The sequence below is a fragment of the Schlesneria paludicola DSM 18645 genome (assembly GCF_000255655.1).
In the GTDB taxonomy this organism is placed as follows: Bacteria; Planctomycetota; Planctomycetia; order Planctomycetales; family Planctomycetaceae; genus Schlesneria; species Schlesneria paludicola.
The window spans coordinates 315,797-332,312 of sequence record NZ_JH636436.1; the positions used below are offsets into that span (position 1 = coordinate 315,797).

The 16,516-nt window shown below is 57.5% G+C and carries 14 protein-coding genes; 3 read left to right on the forward strand and 11 right to left on the reverse strand.

Going from position 1 to position 16,516, the window contains the following annotated elements; genetic code table 11:
- Positions 1 to 138: 138 nt before the first annotated feature.
- The 3 genes from OSO_RS0134445 to fabF all read left to right on the forward strand — a co-directional run bounded on the left by OSO_RS0134445 (position 139) and on the right by fabF (position 2,638).
- The gene (locus OSO_RS0134445; protein ID WP_010587392.1) at positions 139 to 534 is read left to right on the forward strand and encodes an acyl carrier protein; all 396 of its coding nucleotides are present in this window, start codon (positions 139 to 141) and stop codon (positions 532 to 534) included.
- A gap of 168 nt (positions 535 to 702) precedes the next feature.
- The gene (locus tag OSO_RS0134450; protein WP_010587393.1) at positions 703 to 1,194 is read left to right on the forward strand and encodes a 3-hydroxyacyl-ACP dehydratase FabZ family protein; all 492 of its coding nucleotides are present in this window, start codon (positions 703 to 705) and stop codon (positions 1,192 to 1,194) included.
- Between the two features lie 166 nt (positions 1,195 to 1,360).
- On the forward strand, positions 1,361 to 2,638 hold the full coding sequence (fabF, locus tag OSO_RS0134455; protein ID WP_010587394.1) for a beta-ketoacyl-ACP synthase II: 1,278 nt from the start codon (positions 1,361 to 1,363) through the stop codon (positions 2,636 to 2,638).
- A gap of 238 nt (positions 2,639 to 2,876) precedes the next feature.
- Here the strand turns inward: fabF and OSO_RS0134460 are convergent, their stop codons facing one another.
- From OSO_RS0134460 to OSO_RS0134525, 11 genes are all read right to left on the reverse strand, one after another.
- Complete coding sequence (locus OSO_RS0134460; protein ID WP_010587395.1) at positions 2,877 to 4,280, reverse strand: hypothetical protein; 1,404 nt, start codon at positions 4,278 to 4,280, stop codon at positions 2,877 to 2,879.
- 375 nt (positions 4,281 to 4,655) lie between these two features.
- On the reverse strand, positions 4,656 to 5,429 hold the full coding sequence (locus OSO_RS0134465; RefSeq protein WP_010587396.1) for an energy-coupling factor ABC transporter ATP-binding protein: 774 nt from the start codon (positions 5,427 to 5,429) through the stop codon (positions 4,656 to 4,658).
- Positions 5,426 to 6,085, reverse strand: a complete 660-nt coding sequence (locus tag OSO_RS48990) for an energy-coupling factor transporter transmembrane component T family protein (RefSeq protein ID WP_010587397.1) — start codon at positions 6,083 to 6,085, stop codon at positions 5,426 to 5,428. Before OSO_RS48990 ends, OSO_RS0134465 begins: the two co-directional genes overlap by 4 nt.
- A complete protein-coding gene (locus OSO_RS46285) occupies positions 6,075 to 7,061 on the reverse strand; it encodes an energy-coupling factor ABC transporter permease (RefSeq protein WP_010587398.1) in 987 nt (328 codons plus the stop codon). The genes OSO_RS48990 and OSO_RS46285 overlap by 11 nt, the downstream gene beginning before the upstream one ends.
- A 93-nt stretch (positions 7,062 to 7,154) precedes the next feature.
- Positions 7,155 to 7,700 carry a formaldehyde-activating enzyme gene (gene fae, locus OSO_RS0134480; protein WP_029247781.1) on the reverse strand — a complete coding sequence of 182 codons (546 nt, stop codon included), beginning with the start codon at positions 7,698 to 7,700 and terminating at the stop codon, positions 7,155 to 7,157.
- 174 nt (positions 7,701 to 7,874) lie between these two features.
- On the reverse strand, positions 7,875 to 9,584 hold the full coding sequence (locus OSO_RS0134485; protein WP_010587400.1) for an ArnT family glycosyltransferase: 1,710 nt from the start codon (positions 9,582 to 9,584) through the stop codon (positions 7,875 to 7,877).
- Positions 9,585 to 9,796: 212 nt separating this feature from the next.
- A complete protein-coding gene (locus OSO_RS0134490; protein ID WP_157605869.1) occupies positions 9,797 to 10,684 on the reverse strand; it encodes a coiled-coil domain-containing protein in 888 nt (295 codons plus the stop codon).
- Positions 10,685 to 10,791: 107 nt separating this feature from the next.
- Entirely contained in the window at positions 10,792 to 12,975 is a 2,184-nt protein-coding gene (locus OSO_RS0134495) for an efflux RND transporter permease subunit (protein ID WP_010587402.1), read from the reverse strand.
- A 292-nt stretch (positions 12,976 to 13,267) separates the two neighbouring features.
- Positions 13,268 to 13,507 carry a 30S ribosomal protein S21 gene (gene rpsU / locus OSO_RS46290; RefSeq protein ID WP_050986273.1) on the reverse strand — a complete coding sequence of 80 codons (240 nt, stop codon included), beginning with the start codon at positions 13,505 to 13,507 and terminating at the stop codon, positions 13,268 to 13,270.
- Positions 13,508 to 13,908: 401 nt separating this feature from the next.
- The gene (locus tag OSO_RS0134515) at positions 13,909 to 14,682 is read right to left on the reverse strand and encodes a hypothetical protein (protein ID WP_029247782.1); all 774 of its coding nucleotides are present in this window, start codon (positions 14,680 to 14,682) and stop codon (positions 13,909 to 13,911) included.
- Between the two features lie 441 nt (positions 14,683 to 15,123).
- Complete coding sequence (locus tag OSO_RS0134525; protein WP_010587406.1) at positions 15,124 to 16,233, reverse strand: DUF1559 family PulG-like putative transporter; 1,110 nt, start codon at positions 16,231 to 16,233, stop codon at positions 15,124 to 15,126.
- Positions 16,234 to 16,516 lie beyond the last annotated feature (283 nt).

Genomic DNA, 16,516 nt, shown 5'->3' on the forward strand with positions numbered 1-16,516 from the left:
TGAGTGGGTTTAACCGGTTGGTGCCTCACCCCGTCGGCCGGGAAGAAAACATGAACATTTGAACTGGGTGAATTGAGAATTGGTTCGCGTCGGAACTTACTAAGAAAATTGACCGCGCGATCCACAGGAGAATTTCGGATGCCTTCGCACGATGAGATTTACGAAAAAGTCAAAGCCACATTGATCGACGCCCTGGGCGTTGATGACGATGAAGTGACCCCCGCCGCACGCCTGAAGGCTGATCTCGGCGCGGAATCAATCGACTTTTTGGACATCGTTTTCCGTTTGGAAAAAGCCTTCGGAATCAAGATTCCACGTAATGAGCTATTCCCCGAAAGCCTGTTTGCACCGGATTCCGGCTTTGCCGAAAACGGTAAGGTGACGGAAAAGGGGATCAGCGAACTGCGAACGAAGCTGCCGCACGCTGACAAGGCCGCCGTTGATAAGTTGGCTGCCAACCCCAAGGTTGAGAACGTTGAAGACCTGTTCACAGTGAGCATGGTTGTCAACTTCCTGGCCTCGAAGCTGGCCTGATATCGTCTGATGCTATTTTCGGGGACGGGTTTGTCCGTCCCCGTTATCTTCATTGAATGTTGATCCCCTCGGATTTCGAACCCGCGCATTGCCGGTTCCATTCATCCGGGCCGCCACGCGCATCCGCGCGTTTTTTCCTTTCTCGAAGCCGCGTCGAAGAAGACTACCATGCGCTGGATTTGGATTGACCGTTTTGTCGAGTTCGTCAACGGGTCGCATGCGAAAGCGATCAAGAACGTCACGCTTTCCGAAGATCATTTGCACGATCATTTCCCCGGCTTTCCGGTCATGCCTCAGTCTCTGATGCTCGAAGGAATGGCCCAAACCGGCGGGATTCTGCTGGGGAAAGTCAATGAGTTCAATCACGTCGTCATTCTGGCGAAAGTCCCGAAGATGACGTTTCACAGTTGGGCGATTCCCGGCGACACGCTGACCTACACTGCCAAGTTGATCGATGCACGTCCTGAAGGCGGCATGGTCGAAGTCGAAGCCCATGTCGGCGAGCGACTAGTGGCCAACGGTGAAATCGTCTTCGCGCACGTCGACGAAAAGGCGGCCGGGGGCGGGAAGATCGATCAGAAGAACTTTGTGTTCTCGATGCGGTTACTGGGTGTGATGGATGTCGGAAAAGCGGGTGACGGCTTGACCCCGACGCCGTGAATTGCGTCGTGAACCAATTCTCGCCGCGAATCCATGGCTTCGCGACTGCGAGAATGAGCGATCCGAAACGCCCTGGCATCGGCTTCCAGGTTCCTGTTTGTATTTGACTGCGAGTTCCACCGAAGAAAACGCCACGGGGCGAGCAGAGCGATGTAAGGAGTTTACGATGAGACGGCGAGTTGTCATCACGGGGATTGGAGCGATCACGCCCGTGGGCAATACGGTCGAAGAGATGTGGAAATCGCTGCAGGAAGCGAAAAGCGGAATCGGTCCGATCACCCACTTTGACGCATCGCACTTTCCGACCACCTTCGCTGCCGAAGTCAAAAACTTCGATCTGAAGGATTACGTCGACGATCCCAAGCGATTCGAGCATTGCGGTCTGAACATTCGGTTTGCGATTGGTGCCGCCCGTCAGGCCGTCAATGATTCCGGCGTCGTCGATTCTGTTGATCCCGCGCGATTCGGTGTGTATCTCGGAGCAGGCGAAGGCCAGCAGGATTTTGCACGCGTGATGAGTCTGATTGCGGAATCGCAACGCGACGGACATGTCGATCTGGAAGCGTTCACGCGTACAGGCTTGACGCGTCTGCATGCCCAGCAGGAGCTAGAGCAAGAACCGAATATGCCCGCCGGACACCTGGCCAGCATCTTTGACGCTCAAGGTCCCAACCTGAACTGTCTAACAGCGTGTGCGGCGTCCAGCCAGGCGATTGGTGAAGCGACCGAAATCATTCGCCGAGGCGATGCGGACGTGATGCTATCGGGCGGAGCGCACAGCATGATTCACCCGTTTGGGGTGACCGGTTTCAACCTTCTGACCGCGCTGTCCACACACAATAATGAACCGCAGCGCGCGTCGCGCCCCTTCGACCGCGATCGTGATGGCTTCGTGCTGGGCGAAGGCGCGGGCATGGTAATTCTCGAAGAACTCGAGCATGCCAAGAAGCGTGGAGCACGCATTTACGCCGAACTCGTCGGATACGGTTCGACCGCTGATGCCTATCGCATCACCGACATCCATCCCGATGGCCGGGGCGCAGTGGCCTGCATCAGGATGGCACTGCGTGACGCGCAGCTTAATCCAGAAGACATCCAGTACATCAACGCCCACGGGACCAGCACCGAAGTCAACGACAAGGTCGAAACGGCCGCGATCAAGACGTCGTTTGGTGCCGCCGCTTATAAGACACCGGTCTCCAGCATCAAGAGCATGATGGGGCACCTGATCGCCGCGGCCGGCAGTGTGGAAGCGATCACCTGTCTGTTGTCGATGCGAGACGGGGTCCTGCCACCCACAATCAATTACGAGACTCCCGATCCCGATTGCGATCTGGATTATGTTCCGAACGAATCGCGTCAGGCACCGGTTCGTCGAGCCCTTTCCAACAGCTTCGGTTTCGGCGGCCAGAACTGCTCATTGATCTTTGCAGAATATCGCTAAGGGCAGGCCAACGAAGTTGCGGATGATTCTCGTCAACGTGTGGCGATCAGGTTGATGAGTGCAGTCGGACTGCACTCATTCTTGACTTCGCTTTTTTCTTGTCTTCCCTTTGTGTCCTTGCGCCTTGGCGTTGGATTGGGTTCAAGAAGAAATAAACGCCAAGGCGCAAGGACGCAAAGGGAAGAATGGCAATTAGTCCAACGAGGTCGGTGTCAATACGAGCGTGTGTTTCGGGCTGTCAGTTGTTGGTGGCTCGCCGCGGGTCGGTTGCCGCGATGATCTCGTTAATGCCGCTCTGGTTGAATCCTTTGTAGCCGTCATCGCGCTGCAGGATTTCCATGTGTGAGCCCAGCGCACCGTGTTCGAGGAACTGTCGTGCCTGATCATCGGTGATTCTGTTCGCGGTCCGTAGTCGTTCGACACGGGTGGGGTTGACGGGCCATTGCTCTCCGCGGGTGAAAGCCTGTCGCAAATAGGGGAAGTCGGTGAAGGGGGGCATGGTATCAATGCCCACCTGTTTCAACTGGTCGCGTGTGGCGGCGAAATCGAACTGGCATTCCAGGTGATGCATTCCCGCTTCGAGAAATGCTTCGCCGTGCAGCGCACACCAGAGCCCGACTGTGCCGAGCGCGTCGCGAGGCGGAAGGGGATCGTGCGAAAAATCCTGCGCCAGTTCTTCAGGCGACAGATCGACATCGGCAAAGATGGTGACACCCGTCACGGGTTGTTCGATGACCTGCGCGCCCCATCCCGCCTCGCGACCGGCATAGAATCGCTCACGGCAGACAAAGCCCAATTTCTCGAGAAATGCGATCAGCGGAACAAACGAGGCGCGGCTCGATCGATAGGTGTGATGGTCATGGTTCGCCCAACCCAGGCCAAGCGTTTCTTGTCGTGCGAGTTGGATCCGACCCGCACGATTGCGTCGTTGCCAATATTCCCGTTCGGCCGCGAAAAACAGATCGCAGGCGCGATCACGGCCCAAGTCGGCAATCGCCGCGTCGATCAGCCGGTTCGCTTGCGCGAACCCCGCTGCGTCGGTCGGACAGGCACGTCGTCGTAAACGCAGAGCCTCGGTATGGCGCGCCAGTGTTTCGAGATCGCAATCCCCGAGTGCGTTGCACGGGGCCGCGGCGTCGAAGCCTGCGTATCCATGGCGTTCGACGACCCAGAGTTGCACGTTCTCGCCCCGTGTGACGCGTGCGGTTCGCAACGGGGCAAATGGGGCGCCTTCAATCTCAATGTCAGAGAGGCCGTGTGCGACCAGGAAGTCCGGAACCGACTCCACTTTGATTGCCAGTCGTCGTGCCCGTCCCGTGAGATGAATGATACGGGGAAACATTCCCGCCGAGTGGCTCCAAACCGAATTCCCGTCATTCGAGGTGGTTTCCTGGTATCCGACTCGCGTCAATTCCGCACGGTGCGGCGCGTCAAGGTCCATTCCGAAATGATCGATCCAGTCGAGCATCCGCGTTCCTGTCTCGTCGAGCATCCGCTGGGAGAGCCGCTCGGCAAAGTGGCAATCGCGCAAACAATCGTGCAGCAGCCGATGGATGAACGAGGCGGTCTCGGGTTGTGGCAACCACGTGTGTGCGGTCAATGAAGCGACGACGTCGGATGTCGGGACGCGAGCAGAGGTCATGGTTTACCTTCCTGGCGGGGACAAACGCAGAGCAGCCTGTGGGATGAAGGGGCAAGTCTGTTCACGCGCACGCGGCCAATGGCATCGTATCGTTGCGACCTGCGGAGGCCTCTTTCCGTTAATTCAATACCTTGTCATTAAGATTGTAGGTCAATTCGTCAAGCATGGGCGAATTCTCACTTCGGCAGCAGACATGACATTGGTGCGGTGCGGCACCTCCCTTGATGCGGAGGCTGGTTCCGCAATTATCCGCATTCGAATGAACCCTGCCATCTCATTCCCTTGAGGAATTCAAGGGATTCCGCGATTCAAGATGTTGAGCCGAATCCGGACTTGCACGGGACCTTGATGGGACTGTTGCGCTGCGCGGACGCCTCAGATTGACGGTGACTCCCGGCGCAATCGCCAAGGGACGTCCAGTCCGTGTCGTTCCATGAGGATCGCATTGGCGAGAATTCGTTCCGGCGGTCCATCCGCACGCAATTTGCCTTCGTCCAGTACCAGAACGCGTTGGCACAGATCGAGGACAAAGTCCAGGTCGTGGGTGGCGATGAACTGCGTGCCAGGGAACTCTTTCAGCAACTGTAAAAGCTGTCGACGTGCTCTGGGATCAAGGTTGCTGGTGGGTTCGTCGAGCACCAGGACACTCGGTTTGCACGCAAACACTCCGGCAAGGCACACCCGCTTCCGCTCGCCGGTGCTCAATTGGGACGGGTTTCGCGGGCCATGATCGGGTAGACCCACCGCCGCAAGGCTGTGTTCAACACGGGCCAACGTTTCGGTCTGTGACAGTCCCAGGTTCAGTGGTCCGAAGGCGACATCTTCTCGGACGGTTGGGCAAAACAACTGGTCGTCGGGATCTTGAAAGACGAAGCCGACCTGTTGGCGGATTTGACGCAGATGAGGCTTGGTGACGGCCAGCGATTGGACAAAGACCTGTGCCTCGATCGTGTTAAGTGCCGGGCTCGGCAGCAACCCATTCAGATGCATCAGCAGTGTTGATTTGCCCGCTCCGCTGGGCCCGACCAGCGCGACTCGTTCGCCGGCCGTGATCGAGCATGAGATCTCATTGAGCGCAACGCGGCCGTTCGGATATCGAAATGAGAGCCTGCGCAGTTCGAGCGCGAGTGGCGTGTCCGGTTCGGTCATCTCGAGGTTCCTCGGTCAGAGTCGAGGAATCGAATTGAGCCGTCCCAGCCTCGGGACAGCATGGCATGGTGTGTCCGTTCGGCGCGTTCCATCGCCCGGAGCAGCAGCAATCCGATCAGTTGCGCATTGCCGACCCATTTCATTTTCAACGACCCATGACCGAAGTCACGAGCGTCGCGGGCATGACGCAATCGAGCCAGTTCGTCCCAGAGAATAAATATGTAACGGTACATGAACGAGAGCATGGCGATCAGCAATGTGGGACATCGCCAACGAAGTAGAGTGGCCAAAAGTTCCGGGAACGGCAGGACGTGAATCAGCCAAAGTCCCGCGAGGAATGAGGTCGTGCAGCGGATCCACAACGCCAACATCCACGACCAGGCGGCCGCTTTGTCCCACTGTGTCAGCGGGACAGTCAGGCCAAACATGAACAGCATCGGTAGAAAGAGGGCCAGCCGGCGGATCAAGTAGCCCAGGGTGACACCGGCGAAACTCAGGCCGACAAACACGACCACCAGCAACAGGCCGTGCGCCGGCCAATGTTCCAAGGGGATGAGGCTTGCGAGAAGAATCACCGCGAGGGTGATCGCGAGCCTGAGGCTGGCGGGAAGAGCTCGACAGGGATTGTCTGTGGTGGTGATCGAACTAGGCGGCATGGCCACCGTCCGCAACAGGTTCCGGTAACTTCCAGCGCGCCGCCTTGCCGAGCGCGATGGCCATCGCGAAGACGACGCAGGTTCCCAGGATGCCCGCCAATGACGTTGCTGCTGCCGACCATTCTAGCGGCGCGGGAAGTGGAACTTCGTAGTCATTCAGGATTAACCCATCGCGTTCGACCTGCAGAACATCCAACCCTTTCATTTGCGCGACTTTGTCGAGCCCATCGGGTTCTTCGGATTTGAAGGGGGCGAGAAATGCCGCAACGGCGAGGGCCGCGACCAGCCCCGCGACGACGGCTTGGCCGACGGAGGTCGTGGCCGACTTCGAAGTTGGCGTCGTAATCAGGTCCGGCCGCCGTGCGAGCACAAAGCCCAGCACCGATCCGGTGATGAACGCTTCACCGATTCCGATCAAGGCGTGATACAGGACCATCAGCGTGAAGATGCCGCTCAGGCTGAAATCTTTCGAATTTGATGAACAGGCGAATTCCAGGCAGAAGACCGCGGCCGCCGACAGCACCGACAGCCATGCGGCCGCGATTGCAGCGGGGATCGCCGTGAATGGAGCGTTCCCGAGGCATCGACGGATCAGCGCGTATACGGCATAGCCGCCCCACGCCCCCACCACCGCCATGTTCAAAATATTGGCGCCGAGCGACATCAGTCCGCCGTCGTTAAATAGCACCGCCTGCACGAGGAGGACCAGCGTGATCGCCAGGCATCCGGCCCATGGACCGAGGATGACCGCCGCCAGGACGCCTCCCAGGAGATGGCCGGAAACGGGCAGTCCGATCAGGGGAAAATTCACCATCTGCCCGGCGAAGACGACTGCTGCAAGCATGCCGGTCAATGGCACCGCACGATCTTCGAGATCGACTCGAAGCTGTCGCAGGCTATACCCAACAGCACCCAGGCTGAGCAGGCTCGCCGCGGCGCAGACTTCGGGGCTGAGGATTCCATCGCGAATATGCATGGCGTCTTCGTGGAATGAAGCAAGGTCCGTGAAAGCACACCCATGCCGTACCCCGGGGGCAGTCTGCGGCATGGGACGGGGCTGATCGCTCGATCAGAGCTTTCCTTCTTTACCGAGCTGATGGAAGTAATGCGTGATATTCTTTTGATTGGCCAGCAGCCAGTCGATGCCCGGTTCGTTGTGCATCGCTTTGTGAATGGCCTTGGCCGTCGCCTGCCGATTGGTTTCGAACAGGATGTCGTGGTCGACTTCAACTTCCGTCACGCTTGGATCGAGCCAGACGGAAACGATGATGCCCAGATCGTTGGCTTTCTCTTTGGGGATATCGCCGGCTCGGACGGCATCGAGCACGCCGTTGGCAATCCCTGCCTGAACGGTACCCATCAGGATGTTGGTGTACTTCGTGCTGTTGACCGTCACCTTGCTGACCATCAGCGTGACCGGCCGGACCTGGACGTCGCAATTCAGGATTGCGAACACGCGTGAGTGGCCGCGAGTCTGGTCGCCGATCAAGTTCGCGATTGCATATCCGACCGGGCCATCCAGTTCGCCAATGACGACTTCCGGTTCTGCGGCGGAGTAGGCGGGGGCTGCTTCCACGAGTGCTTCGCCCGTCCGCAAGACGATTCGTTGAGGGATAGCGGCGGCGGCAGCTTTCACAACCTTCTTTTTGGCAGCTTTTTTCTTCGGCATTTCGGCAATCCTGATTCGAGCTCAATGTGAATGAATTACGGTGTCCGCGTATGGTGGCGTCTGGTGGGGTTGATCGTCAATTCAGCGGTCTGCTTCGAGCTGGATGATCTGTTTTTTCAGTTACTCCGCAGGAACGGAATCGCGCTTCGGCTCGACGTTCTCTGCCGGGGTGTAGTGGCCAATGAAGACGCGATCTTTGGGAACGCCTTCGCTCTGGAAGCGATCGCAATTGATGACGGCAAGTTGTTTCCACTCAAATGGAAGTTCGGGCGGATCGGTGGCATAGGTGTGCAGGCAGAAATATTCGACACCTTCGGGCAACTTCGTCACCGGCATCTCGACGATTGGAATCGGCTGTTGATAGAAAAATGCGAATGCGTGATGGACAAGTCCCAAACTGACCAGTTTTGTGCCGGCAGGAAGTGTCTGTTTCAATTGCTGGATGGGGCCTGCGATGTCCTGACAGCGATGTTCCTGAACGGTGGTGATCAGCCCGATCTGAACGAGAGCCAGGAAGATTCCGATCCCATACACGCCACGTGCCATTCCCCGGTCGATCGGTTCGCTCAGTGATCGCTGGGTCACGAACGCCAGCCAGGCAGTCACGATGGTAAAGCCAAAAGCGGGCAACAACGGTAGCGAAATCCAGGCACTCGGTTTGACGAGTGACACGATCAGGACGATGACGGCCGTGCCCAGCATGAGCGCCACGTGGGCTCGAACAAAGGTCTTCCAGAGCGATCCCCATCCCCTGTCTTTCATCTCTGCGGCAAGGCAATCGACGGCGATGCCAATCAGCACGGCAAAGTTGGGGAACAAGGGCATGTAGTAGCGGACTTTTGAACCTGGTGGTAACCAGACAAACACGAACGAGAACAGAATGCAAATCGTCATGAAGAGTGCGGTTTCACGACGCTCGCCCAGTTTGGAACGCACGTGACGGTTGGCGAATGCGAGCAGCAGGACAGACCAGGGCATCAAACGCACGCAGAGCAGTTCAACCGGGTATGCGACCAGATGGGACAGGAACGTCGACCAGCGGCGATCCACGAATCGGCCGGCGACATCCCCAAAGAACATCATCCAGCTCTCTTCAATTCCGCGCATCCAGGTGAAGGGGGCTTGCCAGGCGCCGAAGACCAGCAGAAAGACGGCGATCCCGATCAGATGCCCACGGGTGAGCAGGTGCCGCCAATTTCCCGTCAGCACCAGGAAGATTCCCGCTGATCCTGCGAAGTAGACGGGAGCCTGCAGTCCTTTTGTCAGCATTCCCAGTGCGGCACACGCATATCCGATGGACCACATTTGCCAGGCGGGCCACTTTGCCATCCAGCCCCAATGCCATAGCAGCATTGATGCGGCAACGAAGACCGTGAAAACCGCTTCCGTTTCGCCGGATCGTGCGAACTCCATCACGAGTAGCATCGTGGCGAAAGACACGGCACCCGCCGTGCTGCCGAGTTTTGTGTTACGTTGACGCAGATAGCCATAGATCATGATGGTCACGGCGATCGTCGACAGAATACTGGGCAACCGCGTGGCGATGACATCGATCGAGCCGACAGCCAGTCCGGTGATCGCGATCAGCCAATTTTGCAGTGGGGGGCGGCTGAGCAGCAAAACGCCCTGCGTTGTGGGCACAATCCAGTCACCCGTTTCGACCATTTCGCGTGCGATGAGCGCTCGGCGTGGTTCTTCGCCAAAGAGCGGAAGCGCATACAGGCGTGCAAAGTAGGTAAAGGCTGCCAGCAGGATGACGGCTAGCAGAGACGGCTCACGCCACCAGGGAATCCGTCCCGGCGGCTGATCGATCGAAGGGGATTCAGTCATCAGTTCGCGCTACTCATCACGGGGGCATGACCAGATCAATTTCAGGATCACGTCACATCAGACCCCTGCGCGGGTTTTGTAACCAATCGAGCGTCCGTTGCACGACGGTAAGGTCTGATGTTCGACATTTCGCATTCGTAGGCACTGCGTCATTCGTCGCGAGCGTCCGGCGGATTGCTTTTGTCTGACGGGAGAGATGATCGTCTGTTCGATTATGTTCCGCTACGGGACAGGAAAGAATTCGAGGGGGAAGTGTCATCACCTGCAGTCTCGGCGGGGGCATCCGCCTGACCAGACCATTCTGGGCTGACCACTTTCAGGGAATCTGGACTGGGTTCCGATTTCGAGGACGTGGCACTCAGTCGGTGAATCTCGGCCATGTTTCGCAGCAGGGCCGAGCGTTGTTCGGCGCGGTTGGCCGACTTGAGTTCGCTTTGGGCCAGTTGCTGTTCGAGTTGTTCGATGCGCGCTGCCGCGTTTTCGGCTTCGGCCGTGAGTCGCTGTTCCAAATCTGCCTGTTTTGCGACCGCTTGCTCGTTGGCGTCGGTGAGCTGTCGTGTGAGGTTGGCGATGTGCGAGACTGCTTGCTCGTGTTGTGCTTGCTGCGCGGTCAGTTCGCTTTGACGTGCGGTCAATTCACTTTGGAGGTCGGCCAACCGTTGATCGCGCTGGCGAATTGTCTCGTCGCGTTCGCTTCGTTCCTGCGAGCTTGTCGTCTGCAGTTCTTCGAATCGCCGTTCGCTCGATTTGAGCATTTCGGCCATTTCCACATTGGCCGCGTCGAGCAAATGATGCTTCTGGTTGGCCTCGGCCAGGTTCGATTCCAGTTCCTGGTGTCGCTGTTCGAGCTGCGCGTGTTTTTCGGCGGCCTGCTGACGCTCATGGGCCAGCGCATTTTCCGATACGGCTCGCAGGGCATCTCGTTCCTGGGTCGCCATTTCCAACGAGGCCTGCCATTCGGCCTGCAGCCGTTCTGATTCGGCAAGGCTCGACTGCAGACGCTGAATTTCGGTGTGCAGCGCGTCCAGTTCTTCCTGAGCCTTGAGGGCCGCTTCTTCCACCTGCTTTTGATTCGTTTTTGATTTCCAGAACCAGCTCATGTGATTGCCCTTTTGAATGGCGTCATCGGATGTGGAATAGGTTCCTGTCTCGTACCCGAAGGTTGCAAGGACAAATCGCCGAAAACGCAAAATTTCACGGACGGGAGTCAGCGTCGATCAACGATTCGCAGCAGGAGTGGCAACAGGATGAGATTTCCCATCAGCCCCCCCAGCATGGCGACGCTGACCAGGATCCCGAAATACACCAGTGGAATGAAATGAGAAAGTGTCAGGACGGAAAACCCGACGACCAGCGCCACGTTGGCAAAAACGAGTGCCAACCCGACGCCTTGATGCGTGCTTTTCAGTGCGGCAGAATAGCTCAATCCGCGACGTCGGGCATCCGTGTAGCCAGCGAGGTAGTGAATACTCGAGTCCACGGTTAGCCCCATCGAAACGCTGGCGATCATGGCCGTCGCCAAATTGACCGGAAGCCCGATCCAGCCCATCGTCCCGATGACCAGCACAATCGGAAAGAGATTGGGAATCAGTAAAATTGATCCAAACGCGAAGCTGTGATACGCCATTGTCATCAGGATCACAATGGCGGCGGCGGCGATCAGGAAGCTACCGAGCTGGTCGTCCATCAGGCTTTCGATCAAGTATGTCAGCAGTACAAACAGGCCCGTGGCGCGTGCTTCCGGAAAGTGTCGTCGCGCGGTCGCTTCGACATCGTCAATCAACTTTAGCTTGGTTTCTGAAGGTTGGCGTTCGCGAGCACGCAGCATTATTCGCATGCGGCCATCCTGCGCGTTGTACAGACTGGTGATAAAGTCTGGCTGCATTCGTTCGAGGGCCGAGATTCGCCAGGACAACGGCAGGAATGTGAGCACGTCCAGTCCGTCGGTAATCGAGACCACTTTTGTCAGTCGGCCGGGTGAGTTCTGATCTTCGAGGTCGCGCAGTTCCGCAGCCAGTTCACGAACTTCTGAGAGGAAGTCGGGATCGAGTTCATTCGGGGCAGGAAAGTTCACTTCCCAGGTTCCAGCGCCGCCGAGTCGCGTTTCAAACAGGTCCAGGGAGCGCACAATCGGGCTGTTCGCGCGAAAGTTTTTGCTGAAATCGGTCTCGACTTTGAGGTAAAAAAGTCCCGCGCCGCAGAATGCCGTCAGGGCGGCCATCCCGGCACCCACAAGCAGTGGACGATGCTCGACCCAGACGGTCAAATGCCCCAGGGCTCGCGACACACGATCTTCCGCAGGTGCCTTGCCGGGAATCCGTTGCGACTCGCCAATGAGGATGCTGCCCGGCAGTACGATGGCACAGGCGACCATCACCAGCAGTGTGGCCAGCGTCATCATGATGCCAAAGCTGGCCACGGGTGCGATGTGGCTAGTCAGCAGGGCAGCAAATCCCGCGGCTGTGGTTGCGATCGTCCAGAAGATTGGCACCGTGAGGTCGAGCATTGTCTTGCGCAATGCCTCGACCGGTTCCGCACTCGCACGGTTCTCGCGATATTTCAACGTGATGTGCATCACGGTCGCGATTCCGATAATGGTCACGAGCGAATTCAGCATCGAGCTGACCATGCTGAGCTGCATGCCACTGACGACCAGCAGTCCTTTGGTCCAGAACAGCGTAACTTGCACGACCAGAAGGGGTAGGATCATCCATCGCAGGCTCCGGAACAACGCGAAGATGACGGTCATCAGCAGGGCGGATGATGCCAGCCCCAAAGTCGCGCCGTCTTCTTCGACATAGCGGAACATGTCGTGAACCTGCACCGGTTCTCCCACCACGGCGGCGGGTGGCGTATTCGCATCCGCTATCTCGCGAACGCGTCGATACGTTTCGGAGCGGGGGATCGATGCGGTTCCGGGCGGTTCAAGTCGGCAGAAGATCGAGGTGGTTTTTTCGTCGGTGCCGACCAGGATGCCTTCCATCAGCTTGCGGATGATGGAACGTCCGAAGGGGGCCTGCAGTGCATGAGCCAGGTGCTGGAAGCTATCGGCTTGCAGGCCGGGGACGGTCCGCAGCTTTTCGGCGAGAGCCTCGATTCGTTCTGCGGCCGCCGGGTTCAGCTTGTCGCCACCCGGTTCGAAGAGTTCCGGGTCGGTATAGGCGACAACGACAAATTCATCACCGCCAAACAATCGTTTGCTGTCACGCCAGGCGGCGAGTCGAGCATTGTCTTTCGCGTACAGGGACTCGATCGACTGATCGAATTGCAGGCGTGACGCGGGGACGGCAGCGGCCAACGTTGTCGCGATTGCGAAACACAGCCACCAGCCGCGGTAGTTCAGCAGAATGTTCGTCAGGCGGACGAGCCAGGGGCGAGTCGTGACGGTCATCGTGACTCTGGTGTGTGAGCCCGGAAGGCAAACGCCCGATGACGGGCATCGGACAACAACCCAAACTCAACACCCTCCAAGGGGCGTCACAGCGAGGCTGATGCCATTCGAGGCCAAGGCAAAATGATTCGCGGGAATCCAAAATGGATTCCCGACGAAGTTTGTCAGACGAAGACCGTGATGGCTTCGTCGATTCGACGATCTTGCTCTGCCGTTCTTCGTCTTCAGTTTGGCGTGCGCGTGGCACGCGAAAACATGAAGGACAGATCAAACGACGGATCAGGATTCGGTCTTAACGATCTGGCTTGCCGCCGGATGGTGCTCCACCACCCATTGTGCTGCCACCAACCATGCGTTGGATGCGTGAGCGGCGTTCGGCGCGGCGACGGGCACGACGGCGGGTTTCGCTGGGCTTTTCGTAGAACTCGCGGCGGCGCATTTCCTTCTTGATGCCTGCGTGTTCAACCAGTTTCCGAAACCTCTTAACCGCGTCATTGATCCCTTCGTTATCCCGCAACCTCAGCTTAACCACACAATCCTCCAGTCGGATGTTTCAAGAAAATCTATACCGCGCAGCCGACAATGGTACCGTCCAATTCGTTCGCGGAACAGAAGAGTGTAGCAATCCCCCTCAGGTATGGGAAGCGCAGCCGGCGCTGAGGATTTTGAGAGAGTTTTTCCGTTGTTTCTGAGCGGCTTCGAATGGAATAGGAGTCGAACGACGTCTGTGGTTCTTCGTGCGAGCTGCCATTGTCCATTCGGTGTGATTTGTTTTAAGTCTATGTGCAATAATATCTTGTGTGCCTTATCTCCATGACGCACGTTTCCAGACAATGAACCCACGTCAAAGCGGACGTGCGGGTGCGGGAAAATTCTGAAATCATCGGTCGGTCAAATCCGCCGAAGGACGATTCCTGGCGTCTCGGCTGACGGTCAGCGACCGTGCGATTGGCGCAGGGAGCTTGAGTCGACGGCGCGAACCACGAGGACACGTTGCTTTTTCGTGCTTTGTTCGGTGTAGCCGAAGAAGCAATCGCCGACCGTGTCCTGATCGTCAGAGGTGCAACTGATCAGCGTCAAATTCCCCAAATTCATGTTCACGCTGAACTTCAGGGCGTGGCGGACATCAATGTTCTGTCCGCCGCGATAGCCGAATTCCCGCTCCAACGCGGCATAGCGCATCATGCCGGGTTCGCCATGATGAATCTCGGGCTGAAAGTCGACGCGAACCCAACCTTCTTGCAGGCGGGTCGCTCGAACGCGCATCACACCGCGAGCTCGTTCGAAATCAAGCGTCTTGATGCGCCCCTTTTCGCGGACGGTAAATCGACATTGTTGATGTGTGATCCCTGTCTCGACTTCGAGTTGCCCGCCAGGCGAGAGAAAGTGGTGGTTGCCCATCAGAGGTTTGGAGTCGTCAGACACTTCACTCGAAATTTCCGCGCGCATCCCCAGCAACTTCTGAATCGATGGCGGTGGATTGGAAGGGACAACACCCACCTGGAATCCATTCGTTCGCAGCGATCCACGCAGTTCCGAATCGGGGATCGCGCCAATTTCGTCGACGTCTTTCCAGACTTCGCGGCACAGCAAATGGTCATCGGCAGGCCGCTCGAGCAGGAAAATATCCAACTGAATCGAGTCGGGTGAGGCTTGCAGCGGAGGCAAAATTGGGCGGTTCGCCGAGGTGGTCTGGGATGAATCCATCGCAGGAAACAGAGCACAACCCAGGGGCGCGCACAAGCAGATCGCCACTGCTAGCAGTGGCAGCCATCGGTACCGCGCGGATTGCCGTACGTGCGGGGACAATTGCGAGTCCGCAGGAGTAGGGTTTGATCGGATGTGAATTGACGAACAGGTGGGAGAGGCGCGGAATTTACTCGCCAACCGCCAATGATGTCAATTTGATTTCCGAAGCCCGATAACGAGCGACACTCCAATCCGCGCTGTGGGCCGTGACCTTGCCCGTTCCTCTCTCGCCGATATTACGAGGATCTCGCACGGTGTCGTGTCTTCTCGGGATCAACTTTTAGACGTATCGAAGATCTACGTTGCCTGCCACTTTGGACGATCGCGGATTGAAACAGCTCACTGAGAGAATTGTCGATTCGACTCCGTCACCATCCGATTGCTTGCTGCTCGTTGTGTTCAATAGGCGTTCGGGTCAAACGGCTGTTCTCCGAATGAGATTCCATTGGTGGTGAGTAGTTTTACGTAGACGTGCGCGTCGATGCTGCCGCTTAAGAATTTGCCTGAGGCATCACAGAACATGACGAAAACACCTCCAGCATGCAGTGAGCTTGGGCGCGCTTTCGCTGCTTCGCTCCGCGAGGTCACTCCCCGATTCATGCGCCATTCCGGCGACGATTGAGTGCCAAGTGTGCTGCCTACGAATTCCGTATTCAGCGGTCGCCGTGATGATTCCAATGACGTGCCAGCACCGAAAAGAACCTGTTGCTGGTTCACTGCGATTGGCAGGCCAAACCCGATCCTGGCAGTGTCGGTGTCGTACCAGGTTCCGGCCTGTCGATTTTCTGTGAGCATGAGTGTCGCGCTTTGGCCGTCGTTGGTACTGATCTCATCCAGGGTCTGAGCGAAATCAGGATGGCGGCGCCAAAACACGCCTGTGGCACCACTGATTTGCAGATCCGACGACGTGTCAGGAGCGTCGGTGCCATGCCAGTTGAGAGACCCCAGTTGGTGAAAGCCCTTGGGGTCACCTTCGAACAAGTCTCGTGAAATGAACCCGATGTTGGCGACGTAGCTGAGTCGTCCCGGCGTATTAGCGGCATCGAGATCGACGGGGCAGGTGAAGACGTCGAGCGAAATCTTGTCCGCTTCGGACATGGTCATGCTTGTCGGATTGTCCGGCGAGGGGGCGAGCACGGCATTCTGTTCGATGTTCCTTCTCAATGAGGAATGGTCGAGTGCCGGAAGCAAACTCATCATCAGAGTCCTATTCAGTGTTCCGGTTTGTCCCTGCTGATTTGTGATCTCGACAGCGTCGACGAGGGGAGGTAACCCGCCCCCCAGATTCGAGCTTACATTCATCACCGAGATGCCCAGTTGTCGGATGTGACAGAGGCACTTGAGTTTTGACGCACTCGACCGCGCACTGAGGATCCAAGCGGGAATCATGGCGAGCAAAATGAAGGTGACCAGAAGCACGCCAACCAGATCCATGCGACTGAATGCGGTTCGATGCGATGTCGTGGCTGCGTGAGGCTTGGGCGTGCCGGGGGTGAGGTATTGTTTCATAGTTCCACCGAGGCCCGCATGGGTTGAGCGGCACAAGATTTTGGGGTCTGTCACGACGATACTAGCACGCGATAACTTTCCAAGGTGAACCATTCACAGCCCAAAGAGAGGGGGACAGCCACTTTTTCTCGGTCAAATTGGCATTCACAGTGCATCGACGAAGGAAACACTTCCCATTACCGCGGGAAAATGAGCCCGTCCCCGGCCGGCGAACGATCACCATTCCACGGTGTGAAGGATAAGACAACGGCGAGTGGTTAGGTCCACGAAACCGAGTTTGCAG